The organism is Sphingomonas sp. Root710 (assembly GCF_001429065.1).
Lineage (GTDB): Bacteria > Pseudomonadota > Alphaproteobacteria > Sphingomonadales > Sphingomonadaceae > Rhizorhabdus.
The window spans coordinates 756,383-777,282 of record NZ_LMIB01000001.1; the positions used below are offsets into that span (position 1 = coordinate 756,383).

Sequence of the window (20,900 nt, forward strand, 5' to 3'; positions counted from 1 at the left end):
ATCCGATGGCTGGCGTCGCCCAGCCGCGCGGATAGTGTGTTCCAGATGCCACGCCCTTGTGGTAATCCAGCCACGATGGCGGCGTTGAGTCTCGCATATAAGAGGTGGCGGAGGCGTGCAGCGATGGCGTGGCGGCCACGCCGGCTGATCCCGCTGCTCGAATTCCTGGTGCCGATCGCGACGCTGCTGGTCGTCATCATCAGCTATCGCATCGTCACCGGCAGCGGGCAGCCAGACGCGCCGATCTCCCCATCGGTCGCTGCGCTGTTGCTTGGCGCCAACCTCGTCGCCTTCATGGGGCTGATGGTGCTCGCGGCGCGGCGCGTGGCGCAGCATCGCGCGGCGCGGTCCGAACTTGGGGGCAAGGCGCGGCTTCATGTCCGGCTTGTCGCCTTCTTCTCGCTGATTGCCACCGTGCCGACTTTGCTGGTTGTGGTGTTCGCGTCGCTGCTGTTCCAGGTCGGCACCGAATTCTGGTTCTCGGACAAGGCGCGCGTCGTGCTGAAAAGCTCGGAAAGCGTGGCACAGGCCTATGTCACCGAAAGCAAGGAGCGGTTGCTGGGCGACATCCTTGCCATGTCGGGGGATCTGCGCGGCGCACTGACTGCGACGACGGTCGACGATCCGCGCTTCGCGCCCTTCTTCGCGCGCCAGGTCGTCTATCGCGGCCTGTCTGAATCGGCGATCATCACCATCGACCGCACCGGCACGCCGCAGCTGATCGCGCTGGCGAACCTCGACAAGCGTGCGCTCGACAAGCGCTTGCCGCCCGCCACCCTGCCGTTCCTGCAAGGCGGGCAGCCGCGCATCACCGCCGAGGCGGGCGACCGGATCGAGGGCACGATCCTGCTCGACGCAGCCAGCAAGACCTATCTCTACATCTCGCGCCAGTCGGACCGCGACATATTGTCGCAGGCCGCACGCGCGCGGTCGGCGCTGGGCGATTATATCGCTACGATCGATCGGGCCCGGGCATTGCAGCTTCGGTTCAACATCCTGCTGATGATCATCTCGCTGCTGATCCTCGCGCTTGCCATATGGGTGGCGATGACGGTGGCCGACCGGCTCGTCCGGCCGGTGAACGAGCTTGTGGCGGCGGCGCGGCGCGTGGCCGCGGGCGACCTGTCGGCGCGGGTCCATAATGCCCCGACCCCGGACGAGATCGGCACGCTGAGCAGCGCGTTCAACCGCATGACCCGCAAGCTGGGTGAGCAGACCGGCGCGATCCTAGCCGCGAACGGCCAGCTCGAAAGCCGCAGCGCCTTCATCGAAGCGGTGCTGTCGGGCGTCACTGCGGGGGTGATCTCGGTCGATGGCGCGCGGCACATCACATTGGTCAACCCGTCCGCGCGATCGATGCTGGCGCTGGACGAGCCGACCGAGGGCCGGGCGCTGACCGAGGTCGCGCCCGAGCTCGACCATGTCATCGACAGCGGCGACCGCGAGGTGGTGGTGCAGATCGTCGTCGATGGCGAGGCGCGGACGCTGTCGGTGCGCTGCGTCGCCGCAGAGGGCGCACATGTCCTGACCTTCGACGACATCACCCAGCGTCTGGCGGATCAGCGCCGCGCCGCCTGGGCCGATGTCGCGCGGCGGATCGCGCATGAGATCAAGAATCCGCTGACTCCTATTCAACTCGCCGCCGAACGGCTCCAACGGCGCTATGGCAAGGAGATCACCTCCGATCCCGGCGTGTTCGAGCGGCTGACCGCGACGATCGTCCGTCAGGTCGGCGATATGCGCCGGATCGTCGACGAATTCTCATCCTTCGCGCGCATGCCGAAGCCTGCCTTCCGGGAAGAGGCGCTGGTCGACATCGCCCGCCAGTCGCTGTTCCTCCACGAAGTCGCGCACCCGAAGATCAGTTTCAGCCTCGACAGCGAGGGCCTTGCCCCGGTGATGGTCTGCGATCGCCGCCAGCTGGGGCAGGCGCTCACCAACCTCGTCAAGAACGCGGTCGAGGCGATCGAGGAGAATCCCGATCAGCAGGCGCCCGGCGTGATCGCGATGACGATACGGACCGATGGCCGCCGCCTGCGCCTCGTCCTCGCCGACAACGGCCCAGGCCTGCCGCTGGAGCGCAACCAGATCACCGAGCCCTATATGACGACCCGCAAACGCGGCACCGGATTGGGCCTCGCGATCGTGCGCAAGATTGTCGAGGACCATCTCGGCACGCTGGCGTTTCGCGACCGGCCCGGCGGCGGCACGCTGGTCGAACTCGATTTCGATCTCGAAGCGCTGCGCAGCCTCGACACCGCTGATGGCGAAGGCGGCGGGGCAGATAGCGAGCAGGCGAAGATACCCGAACTTACAAGAAGTGGAATTGGTTGAGGCATGGCGCTGGAAATCCTGATTGTCGACGACGAGGCGGACATCCGCGAGCTGGTGGCGGGGGTGCTCGAGGATGAGGGCTATACCGCGCGGACGGCGGCGGACAGCGATGCCGCGCTCGCTGCGATCGACGACCGCCGCCCGTCGCTCGTTCTGCTCGACGTCTGGCTGCAGGGATCGCGGCTCGACGGGCTCGACCTGCTCGACGAAATCAAGCGCCGCGACCCGAGCCTGCCGGTGCTGATGATCTCGGGCCATGGCAATCTTGACACCGCCGTCGCGGCGATCCGGCGCGGCGCAACCGATTTCATCGAGAAGCCGTTCGAGGCCGAGCAATTGCTGCTCCTCGTCGGTCGTGCAACCGAGACCGACCGCCTGCGCCGTGAAAATGCGACGCTCAAGGCCCAGATCGGGCAGGAAGAGGAACTCACCGGCAATTCGGGCGCGATCAACGGCATCCGCGCGACCCTGAAGCGCGTCGCCGCCACCGGCAGCCGCGTGCTGATCAGCGGCCCCGCGGGCGTCGGCAAGGAGGTTGCCGCGCGCTTGCTGCATCTGTGGAGCAACCGGGCGCAGGCGCCGTTCATCGTCGTCAGCGCCGCGCGGATGGAGCCCGAGCGCGTCGAGGAGGAGCTGTTTGGAGTCGAGGAGAATGGCGAACTGATCCGCCCCGGCCTGCTCGAGCAGGCGCATGGCGGGACGCTGTTCCTAGACGAGATCGCCGACATGCCGCTGACCACGCAAGCCAAGATCCTGCGCGTGCTGACCGAGCAGGCTTTCAACCGCGTTGGCGGCCAGCGCATCGTCAAGGTCGACGTCCGTGTCGTCTCGGCCACCGCGCGCACCCTGAGCGAGGAGATCGAGGCCGGCCGTTTCCGCGAGGACCTCTATTACCGGCTCAATGTGGTGCCGGTTCATATCCCCGCGCTCAACGAACGCCGCGAGGACATCCCCGCCCTGGTCGAGCATTTCCTGGCGCGCTTCGCATCCGAGCGGCGCGTGCCGACCCCGACCGTCACCGAGGATGCGGTCGGTGCGCTCCAGACCTATGACTGGCCGGGCAATGTCCGCCAGCTGCGCAACATCGTCGAACGCACGATCATCCTCGCGCCGGGCGACCGGATCGGGCGAATCGAACTCGACATGCTGCCGCCCGAGGTGCTGAGCGATCAGGCGCGGCTCGCGCCGGGAGAGGCTGCACGCTCGATCATGGGAACGCCGCTGCGTGAGGCGCGCGAGACCTTCGAGCGCGAATATCTACGCGTCCAGATACGCCGCTTCTCGGGCAATATCTCGCGCACTGCGACCTTCATCGGCATGGAAAGATCGGCGCTTCACCGGAAGTTGAAGACGCTCGGCCTCGTCGACTCGCGGGAAGACGAGGAGGAATGAGCCGCCGCTTATAAAATGCTGCAACTGCGAGATGGACGGGGGCGATTTGCTCCGATATCATGGCGCCAGTCCCGTATAAGGCGAGGGCTGCACGACGCTAAGCACGGCGCACATAGCGGGCCATGACCCGCCAAGACCGGAGACCGGTAATATGGCCGAAAAGGTCAATAACCTCCAGGACATCTTCCTGAACTCGGTTCGGAAGACCAAGACCCCCGTCACGATGTTCCTCGTCAAGGGCGTCAAGCTCCAGGGCATCATCACCTGGTTCGACAATTTCTCGGTGCTGCTTCGCCGCGACGGCCAGTCGCAGCTGATCTACAAGCATGCGATCTCGACGGTGATGCCCGCGCATCCGATCGACATGAGCGAGATCGACAAGGGTTTTGAGGACAAGAAGTCGCATCTGCTGCAGGAGGTCTTCCTGTCGGCGGTCCGCAAGGCGCGCGAGCCGGTGACGATGTTCCTGGTCAACGGCGTGATGCTACAGGGCGAGATCGCGGCCTATGATCTGTTCTGCATGCTGCTGCGGCGCGATGGCCTGAGCCAGCTCGTCTACAAGCATGCGATTTCGACCGTGCAGCCGGCCCATCCTATCAACCTCGCCGAAATCGACGACGAAGACGAGGATTGAGCGTTTAGCTCGGCATGAGCGTATTCAACCGCGAGGATGACGACGGGCTGAGCCGCGGCGCGAAGGCGCTGGTGGCTCTGCCCGAACGTGCGGGCGACAGCCAGCGCAGCGCCGAGGCGCGGCTCGACGAGGCGGCGGGCCTGGCCGCCGCGATTGGCGTCGATGTCGTCGAGAAGCTGGCTTTCCGCCTGCGCGACCCCAAGCCGGCGACGCTGTTCGGATCGGGGCAGGTCGACCAGATCGCCACCGCCGCACGGATGGGCGAGGCCGAGCTGATCATCGTCGACGCCGCGCTGACCCCGATCCAGCAGCGCAATCTGGAAAAGGCGACCGAGGCCAAGGTCATCGACCGCACCGGCCTGATCCTGGAAATTTTTGGTGAACGCGCGGCGACCGCCGAGGGCCGGCTCCAGGTCGAACTTGCCCATCTCGATTACCAGGCGGGCCGCCTTGTGCGGAGCTGGACCCACCTCGAGCGTCAGCGCGGCGGTTTCGGCTTCCTCGGTGGCCCGGGCGAAACCCAGATCGAGGCCGATCGCCGCCTGATCCGTGATCGCATGGCCAAGCTGCGCCGCGAGCTGGAGCAGGTCCGCCGCACCCGCGGTCTCCACCGCGCCCGGCGGCAGCGCGCGCCCTGGCCGGTGATCGCGCTGGTCGGCTACACCAATGCCGGCAAGTCGACGCTGTTCAACCGGATGACCGGGGCGAAGGTGATGGCCGAGGACCTGCTCTTCGCGACGCTCGACCCGACGATGCGGCAGATCACGCTGCCTGGCATCGACAAGGCGATCCTGTCGGACACGGTGGGCTTCGTATCGGATCTGCCGACCCAGCTGGTCGCCGCCTTCCGGGCGACGCTGGAAGAGGTGACCGGCGCCGACATCATCCTCCACGTCCGCGACATCGCGCACCCCGACAGCGACGCGCAGGCCGCCGACGTCCTGACGGTGCTCGGCGAGATCGGCGTCGGCCCGCGCGCGCCCGAAAGCGAAGGCGGCGATGGCGCGCCGATCATCGAGGTGTGGAACAAGGTCGACATGCTCGATCCCGAAACCCACGCCGCGACCGAGGCGGAAGCCGAGCGGCGTGAGGATGTCGTCACCCTGTCGGCGCTGACCGGCGAGGGTGTCGACACGCTGCGCCGCGTCGTGTCCGAACGGCTGTCGACCGGCAATCGTGTGCGGACGCTTCCGGTCCTGCTCAGTGACGGCGCGGCAATGGCCTGGCTGCACGCCAACGGCGAAGTGATCGGTCAGGAGATCGAAGGCGGCCGGATGATCGTCGAGGTGCGGCTGTCCGACAAGGATCTGGCGCGCTTCGAGGCGCGCTGATCTATCCGGATCGTCGTGCTGAACTTCGGCGTTTCATCAATTGAGCATGCTGACGGCCGAAGCGATGTGGATGGTGCCGAGGAAGATCTGTCCGCGTTTGTCGTAGCGGGCTGAGATGCCCCGGAATGCCTTGAGCTTGGCAAAGAAGTTTCCGACGAGGTGTCGAGCCGCATAGAGATGTCGGTCGTGCCTGCGTCTGTAGGTATGATTGATCTTTGACGGGATAACGATTTGCACGCCGCCTGCATTGAGGAGATCAACGACAAGCTCCCGGGCATCAGAAGATCATGGAGATGTCTTGGCGTCAGATGGGAGGCGACCGGGTTGCCGACAGCGTCGCACAAGGCGCGGAGCTTGGTACTCAGTCCGCCTTTGCTTCGGCCGATCCCTTCCTTTTCCGCCGGCGCTCGATTGATAGGCGCAGACCACATGCGCAATTGGGAATCCCCTAATCGATGACGCGCCCAAGGTTAGCTTGACGATTTTAACCTGTCGGCGGTGATCTTCCGTGCCTCGGCGACCAGCGTGTCGAGGCCGGGCTGGCTGTCGAGGAAGGCGTCGAGCGCTTCCGTGACGATCTGCTGGGCGGAACGGTTGGCCACCGCGCTGGCGAGGCGCAGGCGCAGATGGCGGTCGGAGTCGAGGCGCAGGGTAAAGGCAGCCCTGGCCTTGCGCGGCAAGGCGGCTTCAACCGGCGGCGCATCCTCCGCAATCGCCAATTCCGGCTTCTGGCGGGCGAAACTCAGCATCAGGCGCGCCTGCTGGTCGCGCGGCGCGACCCCGATCATCGGTACAGGGGCGCGGCGAATCGCCGGATGCGCCTCGCCCTTGCGCGCGAGCAGTCCCCCGCTGAGCGATGCGATCGGCTTGGGTTCGGACATAGCCATTCCCTCCTGTTATCCCGCCACACGGCGGCCGAAGCTGGCGCCCGACCAATTGCCCATCGCGCCTATCACGGTGCGCCGGAAATTCTTGTCCAGCCGGTCGGCGACATAGCCCCAGAGCTGTTCGATCTCGGCGGCGGAGCGCCCGTCCGGATTGATTTCCATCACGGTGCGGCCGTCGATCATCGACGCGGCGAACTCGGTGCGCTGATGGATGGTGATCGGGGCGACGGTGCCGTGCTGCGACAGGGCGACGGCGGCTTCGGAGGTGATCCGCGCCTTGGGCGTGCCAGCATTCACGACGAAGATCAGCGGCTTCGCCGCACGCTCGCACAGGTCGACCGTCGCCCCCGCCGCGCGGAGATCGTGCGGGCTGGGCCGGGTGGGGATGATGACGAGGTCGGCCACCGAGATCACGCTCTGGATCGCGACGGTGATCGCGGGCGGCGTGTCGATTACCGCCAGCTTGAAACCCTGCTGGCGCAGCGCGTCGAGATCGCTCGATAGCCGGGCCACGGTGGTGGTGGCGAAGGCAGGTTCGCTCGCCTCACGCTCGTTCCACCAGTCGGCCAGCGATGCCTGCGGATCGATGTCGATCAGGACGACCGGACCGGCGCCCGCGCGCTCCGCCTGAACGGCCAGATGCCCGGACAAGGTGGTCTTTCCCGAGCCGCCCTTCTGCGATGCCAATGCCACTATGCGCACGTCGATCCCCTTGGTTGCGCCGAATTGCGCCAAAAGGGATGCGCCCGATCGCCTAAGTCTTCCTTCTAATCTCTGGTTAAGGCGCGGGAGAGCATATTGGGGGCAGGGCTGCTTCGCTGCGCCCCGGATATAAAAAAGGACGCTGCGGCATATCTGCCGGCGTCCAGACATATTCGTCGAGCAGCTATTCGCGCCCGCCCGGTGCCTCCCCGTGGGGAGGCCCTAGGCGGGTGCGGTGTTAGAGGGCGACAATGACGCCGACCGCAAGCGCCTGCGCTGCGATCGCGAACAACGCACTGGCGGCGCTTTCGAAGTACTTCATGATATGCTCCTGTCGAACGGGACTTTTTCCCTCCGCACTATTTGTTTGTGCGGTGCAGCAGAAATAGACGCGATCAACGGCTGATGGCAATTTCAAAACGTGCCATCGCGATTGCACAAAGTGCAATCTTGCTCATTTCTTGCAATTAGATGACGATTTCAGGCGCTAACGACCTCAGCAAGGATTGCGTCGAGCAAAAGAACGCCCGCTTCCGAAATCCTTAAATATGAACCGCTTCTTTCCAAAAATCCCAGTTTTTCGAGCCTTTCAATCGCGTGCCCGTCAACCAGTTGCGCGATTGGCATTCCACTCAGCGCAACGACCCGCTCGAGATCGACGCCCTCTCGTAGCCGTAGACCCATCAACAGGGCTTCCTGTGCACGTGCAGCAGGGGAAAGAATTTCTTCGCTTTCGATGCCATGGCCGTTGGCGTCGACCCGGCTCAGCCAGTTTTCGGGCTTCCTGCGGCGGACGGTCGCCATGCCGCCGCGCCGGCCATGCGCGCCGGGGCCGACCCCCGCATAGCTGCCATAGCGCCAGTAGGTCAGATTGTGGCGGCTCTCCGCACCGGGCCGGGCGTGGTTGGAGATTTCATAGGCGGGCAGGCCGGCTGCGACGGTCTGGGCGCGGGTCTGTTCGAACAGATCGGCGGCGAGATCGGGATCGAGCACCGGCAGTTCACCCTTGGCGAAACGTGCGGCGAATTGCGTGCCCGGCTCGATGGTCAGTTGGTAGAGGGAGAGATGCTCGGTGCCGAACGACAGGGCGCGAGCAAGCTCGTCGCGCCAGCTTTCGGGAGTCTGGCCAGGCCGGGCGTAGATCAGGTCGAAGCTGACCCTTGCAAAAACCGCCTGCGCGGTATCGAGCGCACCGAGCCCTTCGCGCACATCATGCGCACGGCCGAGCCAGCCCAGCATCTCGTCATCGAGCGCCTGAAGGCCGAGCGACACGCGGTTCACACCAGCGCGCGACAGATCGCCGAAGCGCGCGGCCTCGACCGACGAGGGGTTCGCCTCCAGCGTGATTTCGATGTCGTCGGCGACGTCCCAATGCCCGGCAGCGGCATCGATCAGCGCCGCGACGGTTTCGGGCGGCATCAACGACGGCGTGCCGCCGCCGAAGAAGATCGAGGTCAGTCTTTTGCCGGGAAGCTGCGCGGCCTCATAGGCCAGATCCTGAAGCATCGCGGCGCGCCAGGCGTTCTGATCGACGCTTTCGCGGACATGGCTGTTGAAATCGCAATAGGGGCATTTCGAGACGCAGAACGGCCAGTGGATATAGAGGGCGAGCGCTTCCTCTGGTGGCGTGGAGTTCAAAAGACCGCCGCGACCAGCTTGGCGAAGGCGTCTGCCCGGTGGCTCATCGCATGCTTCGCAGCCGGGTCCATCTCGCCGAAGCTGATGTCATGGCCCAGGGGCTGGAACATCGCGTCATAGCCGAAACCCTGGCTGCCGCGCGGCGGCCAGACCAATATGCCGTCGACCCGGCCTTCGAAAGTCTCGACGTGGCCGTCGGGCCAGGCGATCGACAGCGCGCAGACGAAATGCGCATCGCGTCCGGCTTCTTCGCCCGCTTCGAGCAGGCGATCGTGGACGCGGCGCATGCCCTCGTCGAAATCGCGGCGGCCATCCTCCATCTCGGCCCAGCGCGCCGAGAAGATGCCGGGCTCTCCGCCCAACGCCTCGACACACAATCCGCTGTCGTCAGCAAGCGCGGGAAGGCCGGTCAGGTCGGCCGAGAAGCGCGCCTTGAGCTCGGCGTTAGCGATGAAGCTGGTGCCGGTCTCCTCGGGCTCGGGCACGTCCATCGCGGCGGCGGAGACGGTCTCGATCCCGAAGGGTGCCAGCAGTTCGCCGATCTCCCGCAGCTTGCCCTTGTTGTGGCTGGCGATCACCAGCTTGCCGGGGGCGAGCTTGCGGTGCGGGATATCGGCGGCCTCGCTCACCGGCCGGTCGCCTTGCGCTGTGCGGCGAAGATCTCGGTGCAGCCGATGCGGGCGAGGCGGAGCAGCCTCAACAATGCTTCCTCGTCATAAGTCGCCCCTTCCGCGGTCGCCTGCGCCTCGGCGATATTGCCATTGTCGAGCAGCACGAAATTGGCGTCGGCATGCGCATTCGAATCCTCGATATAATCGAGATCGAGCACTGGGGTTCCCTCATGGATGCCGCAGGAGACTGCCGCCACCTGTGCGGTGATCGGATCCTCGGCCAGCGCGCCCGAAGCCAGCAGCTTGTCGACCGCGAGGCGCAGCGCGACCCAGCCGCCGGAGATCGACGCGGTGCGGGTGCCGCCATCGGCCTGGATCACGTCGCAGTCGATCACGATCTGGCGCTCGCCGAGCTTTTCCATGTCGACAACGGCGCGCAGCGAGCGGCCGATCAGGCGCTGGATTTCCTGGGTGCGGCCGGACTGCTTGCCCTTGGCGGCCTCACGGCTGCCGCGGGTGTGGGTGGCGCGGGGCAGCATGCCATATTCGGCGGTGACCCAGCCGCTGCCCTTGCCGCGCAGGAAGGGCGGCACCTTTTCCTCGACCGAGGCGGTGACGAGGACGCGGGTGTCGCCGAAGCTGATCAGCACCGATCCTTCGGCGTGGACGGTGAAGCCGGTTTCGATGCTGATCGCCCGCATTTGATCGGGGGCGCGGCCGGATGGGCGCATGGATAGTCCTTCTTAGCTATGATCGGCCTGCTCTTAGGAGCGGACGGCGCAAGTTGGAAGCCTGTTGAGCAGCGGCCCCGGCTTCCCTATCTGTAGGGCGTGAGCAGTCAGCCGATGTCCGAAATGTCGAGCCGCGCACGCGAAGTGTTTCGCGTGGTGGTCGAAAGCTATCTGGGTAGCGGGACGCCGGTCGGCTCGCGCACCATATCCAAGCTTGCGGGACTGAACCTGTCGCCGGCGTCGATCCGCAACGTCATGCAGGACCTGGAGGAACTGGGCCTGCTCGAAGCGCCGCACACCTCGGCGGGGCGGATGCCGACCCAGTCGGGGCTGCGGCTGTTCGTCGACGGCATGATGCAGACCGCCGAGCCGTCACCCGAAGAGCGCGCCGCGATCGAGGCGCGCGCCGCCCGCGGCAGCCCGGTCGAAGAAGCGCTGGCGCAGACCAGTGCGGTGCTGTCGGGGCTTTCGGCCTGTGCGGGTATCGTGCTGGTGCCGCGCAACGAGCCGGTCCTGCGCCAGTTCAGCTTCATTCCGCTGTCGCGCGAGCAGGCCGTCGCAGTGATGGTGGGCCATGACGGCAGCGTCGAAAACCGGGTCGTCGATCTGCCGCCGGGCGTGCCGTCCTCCGCGCTGGTGGAAGCCGGCAACTTCATCAGCGAGCGCCTCGCTGGCCTGACCCTGACCGAGGCCCGCGGGCGGATCGAAGCCGAGATCGGCAAGGAGCGCGCGGCGCTCGACGCGGCGGCGGCCTCGCTCGTCAAGCGCGGGCTCGCGGTCTGGTCGCAGGATGGCAGCGCAAGGCCCGTACTGATCGTGCGCGGCCAGGCCAATCTTATTGATCCGATGGCGGCGGCCGACCTCGAACGGGTCCGCCAGCTGCTCGACGAGATCGAGGGCAAGGAAGAGATTGCCCGGCTGCTGGAAAGCGCGCGTGCGGGGCAGGGGATGAAGATCTTCATCGGCGCGGAAAACAAGCTGTTCTCGCTGTCGGGCTCATCGGTGATCGCAGCGCCCTATCGCGGCGCCGACGGCCGGGTGGTCGGCGTGGTCGGGGTGATCGGGCCGACCCGGCTGAATTATGCGCGGATCGTTCCTATGGTCGATTTCACCGCACAGGCGCTGACGCGAATGATGGCGTGACGCCCTGTAACCTTTTGTCCCGTCCGGACGAATAAGGCTATGGACGCTATCGGAGGTTAGTTGGCGTTGTGCTGCGAACCCTTGGACACGATCGCCATGACGACCGATTCGCTCAGCGGTTCTTCGAATTGGATGCCGAAGCGATTGCCCTCGACCCAGCGGACGATGCCCGGGACTTCGAGGTTCTGGCGTTCGAGCAGCAGACGGCAACCGACCGGCGGCGGCGGCGAGGCGCTGAGCATCGCGCCGCCCTGCGACACGTCGAGCAGCACGCCATTCGCCTCGCCGTGCACCGAGAAGAAGGTGGCGGCGAGCATGATGCGGTGGCGCCCATGACGGCGGGCATCCGCTTGTTGCTGTTCACTGGCGAAGGCCATTGGATCGTGCATCCGAGAATCACAAACATTCCGATGCGGCAACTATGGCGGATTATCGCTAATGAATCGCTAATGCGGTCCGTTGATGACAGATTTTCCGGACAGCTTTTGGTCGAACGGAGCGCGGCGGGATGAGCGAAGCGGAAGCAGCGGGAGACAGGCCCGAAAACCCGCCTGCCGTGCCGGTCGGCGGCGATCTGGTGCGCCGGCATCGCTTGCCGGTTCGGCTATGGCATTGGGTCAACGCGTTCACCATCTTCGTCATGCTGATGAGCGGGCTGATGATCTTCAACGCACATCCCCGGCTGTACTGGGGCCATTATGGCGCGAACAGCGATCATGCCTGGCTGATGATCGGCTCCAAGGGCGACCGGGGTCTGCTCGTCGTCGGCGATACGCCTTATGACACCACGGGCGTTCTGGGCCTGTGGAAGGATCCGGCGGGGCGGGAGCAACGCCGCGCCTTTCCCTGGTGGGCAACGATCCCGTCAAGCTACAGCCTCGCCGATGCGCGGCTGTGGCATTTCTTCTTCGCCTGGGTGTTGGTGATCGCCGCGCTGGGCTATTGGATGGTCAGCCTCGTCAATCGCCATGTCCAGCGCGATCTGCTGCCCCGACGCGGTGAGCTCGGGCTTCGCCATATCTGGCGGGACATCGCCGATCACGCCCGGCTGCGCTTTCCGCGCGGCGTGGCAGCATTGCGATATAATATTCTTCAGAAGATCGCCTATCTCTCTGTTATCTTTGGATTGATCCCACTGATCATTCTGACTGGCCTGACCATGTCGCCCGGCGTCAACGCCGCCTGGCCTTGGCTGGTCGATCTGTTCGGCGGGCGGCAGTCGGCACGGTCGATCCACTTCCTGTGCGCCTTTGGCTTCGTGCTGTTCATTCTTGTCCATCTGCTGATGGTGTTGCTCGCCGGGCCGATCAACGAGCTGCGGTCGATGATCACCGGATGGTATCGGATTCCAGAGGAGCGCGAGCTATGATCACGCGGCGCGGATTGATCGGATCGCTGGCGGCGGGGGCGGGCGGCCTGCTGCTCTCTGGCTGCAACAGGATCAACGTCAATCCCGGCGTCCGCTCGCTGCTCCAGAGCGCCGAGGGGCTGACGATGCGTGCGCAGCGGATCATCGCCGACCGTGGCGATCTTGCACGCGAATTCACTGCTGCCGATCTGTCGCCGGTGTTCCGCGCCAATGGCACGCGCCAGCCCGCCGGGGCGGACTATGAAGCCCACCGTCTCGGCCGGTTCGCCGACTGGCGGCTGACGATCGACGGGCTGGTCGCCCGCCCGCTGTCGCTGTCGATGGCGCAGATCCGGGCGATGCCGCGCCGGACCCAGATCACCCGCCATGACTGTGTCGAGGGATGGAGCGCGATCGGGCAATGGACCGGAGCGCCGCTCAGGCTGCTGCTCGACCAGGCAGGACTGCGATCGAACGCGCGCTATCTCATCTTCCACTGCGCCGACCGCTACGCCCAGGCGGATTATTATGAGAGCATCGACCTGATCGACGCTTTCCACCCCCAGACGATCCTCGCCTGGGGGCTGAACGGTCAGCTGTTGCCGGTGGCCAACGGCGCGCCGCTACGGCTGCGGGTCGAACGGCAGCTTGGCTATAAACACGCCAAATATGTCCAGCGGATCGAGGCGGTGGACAGTCTGGGCCGGCACGGCTTGGGCAAGGGCGGCTATTGGGAGGATCATCATGATTACGCCTGGTACGCCGGCATCTGATCAGCCGCCCGCGGCATCGAGCGCCTGTTCCAGATCGGCGAGGATATCGTCGATATGCTCCAACCCGATCGACAGCCGCACATAGCCATCGTTGATCCCCGTCGCGCGCTGCTCTTCGGGTGACAATTGCGAATGGGTGGTGGACGCGGGGTGGATCGCCAGGCTCCGCGCATCGCCGATATTGGCGACATGGTAGAACAGCTTGAGCGCATCGATGAAGCGGTTGCCTGCGGCCTTGCCACCCGCCAGCTCGAAGCCGAGCAGCCCGCCGAGGCCGCCGGTCATGATCCGTGCCGCGCGTTCGGCCTGAATACCGCTGTGCACCGACGGGTGGATGACGGCGGTGACGTCCTTGCGGGCGCCGAGATAGCGGGCGACCGCCAGCGCGTTTTCGCAGTGGCGCGGCATGCGCAGCGGCAGGGTTTCCAGACCTTGCAGGATCTGGAAGGCGTTGAAGGGCGACAGCGCCGCGCCGAGATCGCGCAGCAGCACGGTTCGCGCGCGCAGGATATAGGCGATCGGGCCGAACGGCTTTGCTGCCTCGGCCCAGACCGCACCGTGATAGCCGGCATCGGGAGTGTTCAGGTTGGGCTGCCGGTCCGGAAAGGCGCTCCAATCGAAATTGCCGCCATCGACGATCATCCCGCCGATCGAGGTGCCGTGGCCGCCGATATATTTGGTCGTGGAATAGACCACGATCGCGGCGCCATGGTCGAACGGCCGGGCAATCAGCGGGGCCGCGGTGTTGTCGACAATCAGCGGAATGCCCATCGGGCGTCCGATCGCCGCGATTTCGTCGATCGGGCAGACCGAAAGCTTCGGATTGGGCAGCGTTTCCACATACCAGGCGCGGGTGCGCGCGTCGCTCGCGCGGGCGAAGGCCTGCGGATCGGCGGGATCGACGAAGCGTACCTCGATCCCCATGGCCTTCAGCGTATTTGCGAAAAGATTCCATGTTCCGCCGTAGAGGTCGGTGCCGCTGACGATATTGTCGCCGGCATTGGCCAGGTTCTGGACGGCGAAAGCGGTCGCCGCCTGTCCTGACGCCACCGCCATCGCCGCCACGCCGCCTTCGAGCGCCGCGATGCGATTCTCCAATATCCCGGTCGTCGGGTTGCCGATCCGGGTATAGATGTTGCCGCCCTCTTCGAGCGCGAACAGCCGCGCCGCATGGCCGGTGTCCTGAAACTGATAGGATGTCGTCTGATAGATCGGCGGTGCCACGGCCCCCGTCGCCGGATCGGCCCGCCAGCCGGCATGAAGGGCCAGGGTTTCTGGTCTAAAGCTGGTGGTATCGCTCATCTCATCATCCCTTCCAGATGCCGGCCGTCTGCCGCTCCTCCCATCGAAGGACAGATGGAAACATTTGTCCATAACCGTGAAGTGCTCCGGCGCCCGTTATCCGGATTTCGCTGCCGTTCTGCGGCTGTCGAGCCAGCTGAACAGGGCGACGCCGCCTATCACCAGGGCGGTGCCCGCCGCCTCCGGCAAACCGAAGGGCTCGGCGAGAAGCGACGTCGCGAGGATGATCGTCAGCACCGGGCTCAGCGTCGAGATGATCGCGGTGCCCTGTGCGCCGATTCGCGCGGTTCCCGCCGACATCATGAAGGTCGGCACGATCGTCGAGAATATGGCAAGGCCTGACATCAGGGTCCAGGCGTGGCGAGGGAGGGCGAGCATTGTCATGTCATGGGTCAGCAGGAACTGGCCCACCGTCGTCACGCTCGCCGCGCACATCGCGATGGCGGTGAACAGTGCGGGGCCGCAGCGCATGATGATCTCGCGTGCGAACAACTGATAGAGCGCGAAGGTAGAGGCCGCTGCCGCGACCAGGGCTGCGCCGCCCAGCATCGCGGATGTCAGCCGCGCCGGATCGGAGCCGAACATGACGATCAGCCCCGCATAGCTCAGTCCCGCCCCCGCCAGCGCGTGAGCGCGTAGCGGATGGCCGAGCAGCAGCCGCCCGAAGACGATGACCAGAAAGGGATAGGTGAACAGGATCAGTCGCTCGGTCTGTGCTTCGAGTGTGTGAAGACCTTTAAAATCCAGCCAGGACGATATGTGATAGCCGAGCACCCCGATCAGCGCGGCCAAGGCCATGTTCGTCGCTTCGGGGCGCAGATCGGGAGGGCGGCGGCGCCATTGGACGATGCCCACCGTCAGGAAGACCGGGAAGGACAGCATCATCCGCACGGCGAGCAGCGCGGTTGCGTCGATCGGATAGGCATAGATCAGCTTGATCAGGATGCCCTTGAGCGCGAACAGCATCGCGCCGCCCGCCGACAAGGCAAAGCCGGCCAGCCGCCAGCGGGCGGTGTGACGTTCGTTGGAAGACATGGGGTGCCTCGAATCCCTCCCCCGCAGGGGAGGGAACAGAAGGATCAGCCGACGGCCTGACCGACCGGCGCGCGGCCGCGCTTGACCATCATCTTGTTGAGCGCGTTCACATAGGCCCGCACCGAGGCGACCATCGTGTCCTGGTGCGCCCCGCGCCCCCGCGTGGTGCGGCCATTTTCCGAGAGCAGGACCGAGACCTCGGCCTGTGCGTCGGTGCCGCCGGTGACGGCATGGACCTCGTAACGCTCCAGCGCCGAACTGTCGTGCGGCACGATCAGGCGGATCGCGTTGAACAGCGCATCGACCGGACCGTTGCCCTTCGAGGTGACGGTCTTGTCCTCGCCGTCGACCTCCAGCGTCAGGATCGCGCGCTGCGGGCCGTTGGAGCCGCAATAGACCTCGACTTCCTTGACCTGGATCGCGTCATGGCCGCGCAGCACCTCATCATCGACCAGCGCGACGATGTCCTCGTCGTAGACCGCCTTCTTGGCGTCGGCGAGTTGCTTGAAGCGGCCAAAGGCGTCCTGAAAGGCGTTGTCGCCCAGCGCATAGCCCAGTTCCTCGAGCTTCTGGCGGAAGGCGGCGCGGCCCGAATGCTTGCCCATCACCAGGCTCGACTGGGTCAGGCCGACGCTCTCCGGCGTCATGATCTCATAGGTCGAGCTGTCCTTGATCATGCCGTCCTGATGGATGCCGCTCTCATGCGCGAAGGCATTGGCGCCGACGATCGCCTTGTTCGGCTGCACCTGAAAACCGGTGATGCCCGAGATCAGGCGCGAGGCACGGGTGATCTCGGTCGAGACGATGCCCGTGCGGACCGGCATCACGTCCTGCCGGACCTTCAGCGCCATCGCGATCTCTTCCATCGCGGCGTTGCCGGCGCGCTCGCCGATACCGTTGATCGTCGATTCGACCTGGCCCGCGCCCGCCATCACCGCCGCCAGCGTGTTCGCGACGGCGAGGCCCAGGTCGTTGTGGCAATGGGTCGAGAAGGTGGCGAGATCGGCGTTCGGCACGCGGTTGATCATGTCGCGAAACATCGCGCCATAGGTTTCGGGCGTGGCATAGCCCACCGTGTCGGGCAGGTTGATCGTCCGCGCGCCGGCCGCGATCGCGGTCTCGATCGCGCGCGCCAGGAAATCGGGCTCCGACCGGGTTGCGTCCTCGGCCGACCATTCGACGTCGGGGCACAGGCTGCGCGCCAGCCGCACGGTGCGGTCGATCGCCTCCAGCACCTCGTCGGGCGATTTGTTGAGCTTCACCCGCATGTGCAGCGGCGATGTGGCGATGAAGGTGTGGATGCGCGGTGCGACCGCGTGCTGCACGGCTTCCCACGCGCGCTCGATATCGGCGTTGGCGGCGCGCGCCAGGCTGGCGACGGTCGCCTTCTTGCACTGGCGGGCGACTTCGGACACCGCCTCAAAATCGCCGGGCGAGGCGATGGCGAAACCGGCCTCGATGATGTCGACGCCCATCGTCTCCAGCTGGGCGGCGACCTGCAGCTTTTCTTCGAGGTTCATCGAACAGCCGGGAGACTGCTCGCCGTCGCGCAAGGTGGTGTCGAAAATCTTGATGGTCTTGGTCACGGAACCTGCTCCTGCTGCAGGGTGGTCATTCTGGGCTTGTTTTTGACCCTTAGACGCCGTGGCTTGCCGGGCCTGTCGACCCCAAGCGAAATCGCGCGCCTAAGGGCGCGTAAGTCGAAGCAGGAGAAGGGCGTTGTGCCGCGTCATGGTGGAGCGCTGATACACGCAGGACGCTTAACAAGTCCATAGTCTAATCGGACTTGGCTTTCAGCGCCTCGGCTAGCGAAGCGGTCGCGCTGCCGCGGCGCGCTGGTTTGGGCTGGTCGGGCGCGGGCGACCAGCCGGTGAGATAGACGATCTCGAACGTCTCACGCAGCCGTCCGTCGGGGCCGGCCGCGGCCTGGAAGCGCCCGAATATCTCGCCTAGCCAGTCACGGCCCGGCACACGGCGCGATCGCTGCGCCAATATGTTGGTGGCGGCCATGCCGCGCAGGTCGTGGAGCAGCCGGACCGGATCGCCATAGCCCACGTCGAGCCGTTCGCCGTCGGCGACCTGCAGCGCGAAGCCTGCGCGCGACAGCAGGTCGCCCGCCGATCTTATGTCGATCTGCGGATGAATGCGCGCCGCCGCGCCGCCGCTCGTGGCGCTGTCGGCGGCGAGCAGCGCGGATTTAAGCCAGGCGAGGCTCCCCGCCCCGGTGAAGGCGCCCAGGAACAGCCCATCGGGACGCAATATGCGGCGGATAAGCGTCAGCGCGCCCGGCAGATCGTTTACGCTGTCGAGCACGCCCACCGACAGGACGAGGTCGAAGCTCGCGTCGGCGAAAGGCAGGCGATCCTCGTCGCATTGCACCCCGCCCGCCATGCGCGCGAAGTCGAAGCCCGCATCGGCCTGGACGATATGTCGGCCCGGCGCGGCGAAACGCACGGCGAGGCTTCCGTCGTGGCTGCCGAGCAGCAGCATCCGCCCGAATTCGCGATTCACGATCGACAGGCGTTCGGCCAGTTCGTCGGCCATATGCTCGATCAGGAAGGCGTGTTCGGCGAAGTCCGGCGCGGCGCGGTCCCGCCGCAGCCGGCGCAATCGCCGATCGAAAATCTCGGGCTGGTCCATCGCCCGCGCTTGTGCCGCCGGGGCGCTTGCATGACAAGGATGCTTATGGGGCTGATCGGGACGGGCAGGGCGATCTTGGACGCGGCGGTGCGCTTCGCCTTGCCGCCGCGTTGTCCCGGTTGCGGGGTGATCACGCCTGACGTCCATGTCTTCTGCCTCGATTGCTGGTCCGCGCTCGATTTCCTCGGCGATCCGCAATGCGCCCGCTGCGGCTTGCCGTTCGAGGTCGATCCGGGGCCCGAGGCGCTGTGTGGAGGCTGCCATGCAGATCCGCCGCCGATCGACGCGATGCGCGCCGCGGTCGCCTATGGCCCGATCGCGCGGGCGCTGGCGCTCAAGCTGAAATATGGGCGGCGGCCGGGCATCGCCCACACCATGGCTGCGCAGATGCGGCGGCATATGCCGCGCGAGGGCGAATGGCTGGTCGCGCCGGTGCCGCTGCACCGATGGCGAATCTGGCGGCGCGGCTACAATCAGTCCGCGCTGGTGGCGCGGGCATTGGCGGCCGGGACGGCGCACCGCCTCGCGCTCGATCTGCTGACGCGGACCAGGGCGACGCCCTCGCTGCGCGGCCTTGGCCCCGATCGCCGCGCCAAGGCGGTGCGCGGCGCGTTCGCCGTCCGCGACCGGACGTTGGTCGCGGATCGGCCGGTCCTGCTGATCGACGATGTCTATACCACCGGCGCGACCGTCAACGCTTGCGCGAAGGCGCTGAAGCGCGCGGGCGCGGCCCGGGTCGAGGTGTTGAGCTGGGCGCGCGTGGTGCAGGATGACGATGTCGCGCGTTGACTTTCGCGCCCGCCGACAACATTTCGGCTGAAACGAGGACGGTGATCACATGCCCAAGGTCGAAATCTACACCAAGGCTTTCTGCCCCTACTGCTCGCGCGCGAAGGCGCTGCTCGAAACCAAGGGCGTCAGCTTCGAGGAATATGACATCAGCATGGGCGGGCCTAAGCGCGCCGAGATGCTCCAGCGCGCCAATGGCGGCTCGACCGTGCCGCAGATATTCATCGACGATCGCCATATCGGTGGCTGTGACGACATCCACGCACTCGACAGGGCGGGCAAGCTCGACCCGCTGCTGACGGCCTGATGCGCGTCGCGATCCACCAGAGCCGGACTGGGATCGATCCCGCTGCCAATGCCCGCGCGATCGTCGAGGCGATCGGCCAGGCGAAGGCGGGCGGGGCGGACATGGTCTTCACCCCGGAGATGTGCGGCCTGCTGGATCAGGATCGCAAGCGCGCCGCCGAACATCGCCGGGACGAAGCGCACGACCCGGTGCTGGCGGCGGTTCGCGCCGCCGCGGCGCATCATCGGATATGGGTCGATCTCGGTTCGCTCGCGCTGACCGGCGGCGCGGATGGCCGCCTCGTCAACCGCGCCTTCGTGATCGACGACCGGGGCGAAATCCGCGCGCGCTACGACAAGATCCATCTTTTCGACGTCGATCTGCCGACTGGCGAGAGCTGGCGCGAATCCTCCGCCTATGCGCCCGGCGAACGCACCGTGATCGCGACGACCCCCTGGGCGAAGATCGGCCTGTCGATCTGCTACGACATGCGCTTTCCCGACCTCTATCGCGCGCTGAGCGATGCGGGCGCGGAGATATTGTCGGTCCCTGCCGCCTTCACCGTGCCCACCGGCAAGGCGCATTGGCACGTTCTGCTGCGTGCCCGCGCGATCGAGGCGGGGGCGTTCGTCGTCGCCGCCGGGCAATGGGGCCAGCATGACGATGGCCGCGCCACCTTCGGCCATTCGCTGGTGATCGACCCCTGGGGCGAGATATTGCTCGACATGGGCGAAGGCGAGGGTGTCGGCTTCGCCGATCTCGACATGGCCAGGCTCACCGATGTTCGCGCCCGGGTGCCCGCGCTGCGCCACCGCCGGCCGATCACGACGCCCGAGATCGCCGCATGATCGTCTTCGATCTCTGCTGCAAGAATACCGGCCATGTCTTTGAAATTTGGTTCGGATCGTCCGCCGATTATGAGGACCAGAAAGCGCGCGGGCTGGTGTCCTGTCCTTATTGCGGATCGACCGATGTCGACAAGGCGGTGATGGCGCCGAACGTCGCGCCCAAGGGCAATGCCCGCAGCGAAACCCTGCCCGCGACGATTTCCGCGGCGGCAAACACGCCGACGCCGGAGCAGTTCAAGGCAATGGTCGCGAAGCTCGCCGAGATTCAGGGCAAGATGCTCGAGGGATCGGACTATGTCGGCGCGAAATTCGCCGATGAGGCGCGTTCGATGCATCTGGGTGAACAGGACGCCCGCCCGATTCACGGCCAGACCTCGATCGAGGAGGCGAAGGCGCTGATCGAGGAAGGCGTGCCGGTCGCGCCGCTGCTGTTGCCCGTCCGCCCGCCGAACAGCGAAAATTAACCGACGTTTCGG

Annotated in this window: 23 protein-coding genes; 12 read left to right on the top strand and 11 right to left on the bottom strand. The window is 66.0% G+C overall.

The features are described 5' to 3' along the window. Window positions 1–123: 123 nt before the first annotated feature. The 4 genes from ASE00_RS03530 to hflX all read left to right on the top strand — a co-directional run bounded on the left by ASE00_RS03530 (window position 124) and on the right by hflX (window position 5,691). Window positions 124–2,334 carry an ATP-binding protein gene (locus ASE00_RS03530; RefSeq protein WP_235538527.1) on the top strand — a complete coding sequence of 737 codons (2,211 nt, stop codon included), beginning with the start codon at window positions 124–126 and terminating at the stop codon, window positions 2,332–2,334. A gap of 3 nt (window positions 2,335–2,337) precedes the next feature. Then, window positions 2,338–3,726, top strand: coding sequence for a sigma-54-dependent transcriptional regulator (locus ASE00_RS03535; RefSeq protein WP_056377798.1), 1,389 nt, complete (start codon window positions 2,338–2,340; stop codon window positions 3,724–3,726). A gap of 112 nt (window positions 3,727–3,838) precedes the next feature. Then, window positions 3,839–4,360 carry an RNA chaperone Hfq gene (hfq, locus tag ASE00_RS03540; protein ID WP_268801348.1) on the top strand — a complete coding sequence of 174 codons (522 nt, stop codon included), beginning with the start codon at window positions 3,839–3,841 and terminating at the stop codon, window positions 4,358–4,360. A 14-nt stretch (window positions 4,361–4,374) separates the two neighbouring features. Continuing rightward, complete coding sequence (gene hflX / locus ASE00_RS03545; RefSeq protein ID WP_056377800.1) at window positions 4,375–5,691, top strand: GTPase HflX; 1,317 nt, start codon at window positions 4,375–4,377, stop codon at window positions 5,689–5,691. Between the two features lie 36 nt (window positions 5,692–5,727). Here the strand turns inward: hflX and ASE00_RS03550 are convergent, their stop codons facing one another. The 3 genes from ASE00_RS03550 to ASE00_RS03560 form a co-directional block, all read right to left on the bottom strand. Continuing rightward, a complete protein-coding gene (locus ASE00_RS03550) occupies window positions 5,728–5,928 on the bottom strand; it encodes a transposase (RefSeq protein WP_056377801.1) in 201 nt (66 codons plus the stop codon). Window positions 5,929–6,161: 233 nt separating this feature from the next. Continuing rightward, window positions 6,162–6,572, bottom strand: coding sequence for a hypothetical protein (locus ASE00_RS03555; protein WP_082594550.1), 411 nt, complete (start codon window positions 6,570–6,572; stop codon window positions 6,162–6,164). A 15-nt stretch (window positions 6,573–6,587) separates the two neighbouring features. Further along, entirely contained in the window at window positions 6,588–7,280 is a 693-nt protein-coding gene (locus tag ASE00_RS03560) for a ParA family protein (RefSeq protein ID WP_056379274.1), read from the bottom strand. Between the two features lie 235 nt (window positions 7,281–7,515). Here ASE00_RS03560 and ASE00_RS23280 point away from each other — a divergent pair, with 235 nt between their 5' ends. Next, window positions 7,516–7,686, top strand: coding sequence for a hypothetical protein (locus tag ASE00_RS23280; protein WP_156405254.1), 171 nt, complete (start codon window positions 7,516–7,518; stop codon window positions 7,684–7,686). A 74-nt stretch (window positions 7,687–7,760) separates the two neighbouring features. Here the strand turns inward: ASE00_RS23280 and hemW are convergent, their stop codons facing one another. Genes hemW through rph form a run of 3 tightly spaced genes read right to left on the bottom strand, consistent with a single transcriptional unit; the run spans window position 7,761 to window position 10,260 of the window. Further along, a complete protein-coding gene (hemW, locus tag ASE00_RS03565; RefSeq protein ID WP_056377803.1) occupies window positions 7,761–8,918 on the bottom strand; it encodes a radical SAM family heme chaperone HemW in 1,158 nt (385 codons plus the stop codon). Beyond that, complete coding sequence (gene rdgB / locus ASE00_RS03570) at window positions 8,915–9,547, bottom strand: RdgB/HAM1 family non-canonical purine NTP pyrophosphatase (RefSeq protein WP_056377804.1); 633 nt, start codon at window positions 9,545–9,547, stop codon at window positions 8,915–8,917. Before rdgB ends, hemW begins: the two co-directional genes overlap by 4 nt. After that, a complete protein-coding gene (rph, locus tag ASE00_RS03575; protein WP_056377805.1) occupies window positions 9,544–10,260 on the bottom strand; it encodes a ribonuclease PH in 717 nt (238 codons plus the stop codon). Before rph ends, rdgB begins: the two co-directional genes overlap by 4 nt. A 114-nt stretch (window positions 10,261–10,374) precedes the next feature. Between rph and hrcA the strand changes: the two genes are divergently transcribed. Continuing rightward, window positions 10,375–11,403, top strand: a complete 1,029-nt coding sequence (gene hrcA, locus ASE00_RS03580; protein WP_414819838.1) for a heat-inducible transcriptional repressor HrcA — start codon at window positions 10,375–10,377, stop codon at window positions 11,401–11,403. Window positions 11,404–11,459: 56 nt separating this feature from the next. Here hrcA and ASE00_RS03585 read toward each other — a convergent pair whose 3' ends face one another. Continuing rightward, on the bottom strand, window positions 11,460–11,780 hold the full coding sequence (locus tag ASE00_RS03585; RefSeq protein WP_056377807.1) for a PilZ domain-containing protein: 321 nt from the start codon (window positions 11,778–11,780) through the stop codon (window positions 11,460–11,462). A 131-nt stretch (window positions 11,781–11,911) separates the two neighbouring features. On the opposite strand from ASE00_RS03585, the gene ASE00_RS03590 reads away from it, so the two are divergent. After that, complete coding sequence (locus ASE00_RS03590; RefSeq protein ID WP_056377808.1) at window positions 11,912–12,772, top strand: cytochrome b/b6 domain-containing protein; 861 nt, start codon at window positions 11,912–11,914, stop codon at window positions 12,770–12,772. Next, the gene (locus ASE00_RS03595; protein ID WP_056377809.1) at window positions 12,769–13,524 is read left to right on the top strand and encodes a molybdopterin-binding protein; all 756 of its coding nucleotides are present in this window, start codon (window positions 12,769–12,771) and stop codon (window positions 13,522–13,524) included. Before ASE00_RS03590 ends, ASE00_RS03595 begins: the two co-directional genes overlap by 4 nt. On the opposite strand, the gene ASE00_RS03600 is transcribed toward ASE00_RS03595, so the two are convergent. The 4 genes from ASE00_RS03600 to ASE00_RS03615 all read right to left on the bottom strand — a co-directional run bounded on the left by ASE00_RS03600 (window position 13,525) and on the right by ASE00_RS03615 (window position 18,501). Beyond that, entirely contained in the window at window positions 13,525–14,826 is a 1,302-nt protein-coding gene (locus tag ASE00_RS03600; protein ID WP_056377810.1) for an O-acetylhomoserine aminocarboxypropyltransferase/cysteine synthase family protein, read from the bottom strand. Between the two features lie 96 nt (window positions 14,827–14,922). Beyond that, a complete protein-coding gene (locus ASE00_RS03605; RefSeq protein WP_056377811.1) occupies window positions 14,923–15,861 on the bottom strand; it encodes a DMT family transporter in 939 nt (312 codons plus the stop codon). Window positions 15,862–15,905: 44 nt separating this feature from the next. Further along, window positions 15,906–17,447 (bottom strand): 2-isopropylmalate synthase, encoded by a 1,542-nt coding sequence (locus ASE00_RS03610; protein ID WP_056377812.1) that lies wholly within the window; start codon window positions 17,445–17,447, stop codon window positions 15,906–15,908. A gap of 190 nt (window positions 17,448–17,637) precedes the next feature. Beyond that, the gene (locus tag ASE00_RS03615) at window positions 17,638–18,501 is read right to left on the bottom strand and encodes a class I SAM-dependent methyltransferase (protein ID WP_056377813.1); all 864 of its coding nucleotides are present in this window, start codon (window positions 18,499–18,501) and stop codon (window positions 17,638–17,640) included. 30 nt (window positions 18,502–18,531) lie between these two features. Here ASE00_RS03615 and ASE00_RS03620 point away from each other — a divergent pair, with 30 nt between their 5' ends. The 4 genes from ASE00_RS03620 to ASE00_RS03635 are packed head-to-tail and all read left to right on the top strand — an operon-like array spanning window position 18,532 to window position 20,888. Continuing rightward, entirely contained in the window at window positions 18,532–19,290 is a 759-nt protein-coding gene (locus ASE00_RS03620) for a ComF family protein (RefSeq protein ID WP_056377814.1), read from the top strand. A 49-nt stretch (window positions 19,291–19,339) separates the two neighbouring features. After that, window positions 19,340–19,597, top strand: coding sequence for a glutaredoxin 3 (gene grxC / locus ASE00_RS03625; protein ID WP_056377815.1), 258 nt, complete (start codon window positions 19,340–19,342; stop codon window positions 19,595–19,597). Then, window positions 19,597–20,424, top strand: coding sequence for a carbon-nitrogen hydrolase family protein (locus ASE00_RS03630; protein WP_056377816.1), 828 nt, complete (start codon window positions 19,597–19,599; stop codon window positions 20,422–20,424). Before grxC ends, ASE00_RS03630 begins: the two co-directional genes overlap by 1 nt. Next, window positions 20,421–20,888 (top strand): DUF1178 family protein, encoded by a 468-nt coding sequence (locus ASE00_RS03635; RefSeq protein WP_056377817.1) that lies wholly within the window; start codon window positions 20,421–20,423, stop codon window positions 20,886–20,888. The genes ASE00_RS03630 and ASE00_RS03635 overlap by 4 nt, the downstream gene beginning before the upstream one ends. The last annotated feature ends 12 nt before the right edge of the window (window positions 20,889–20,900 follow it).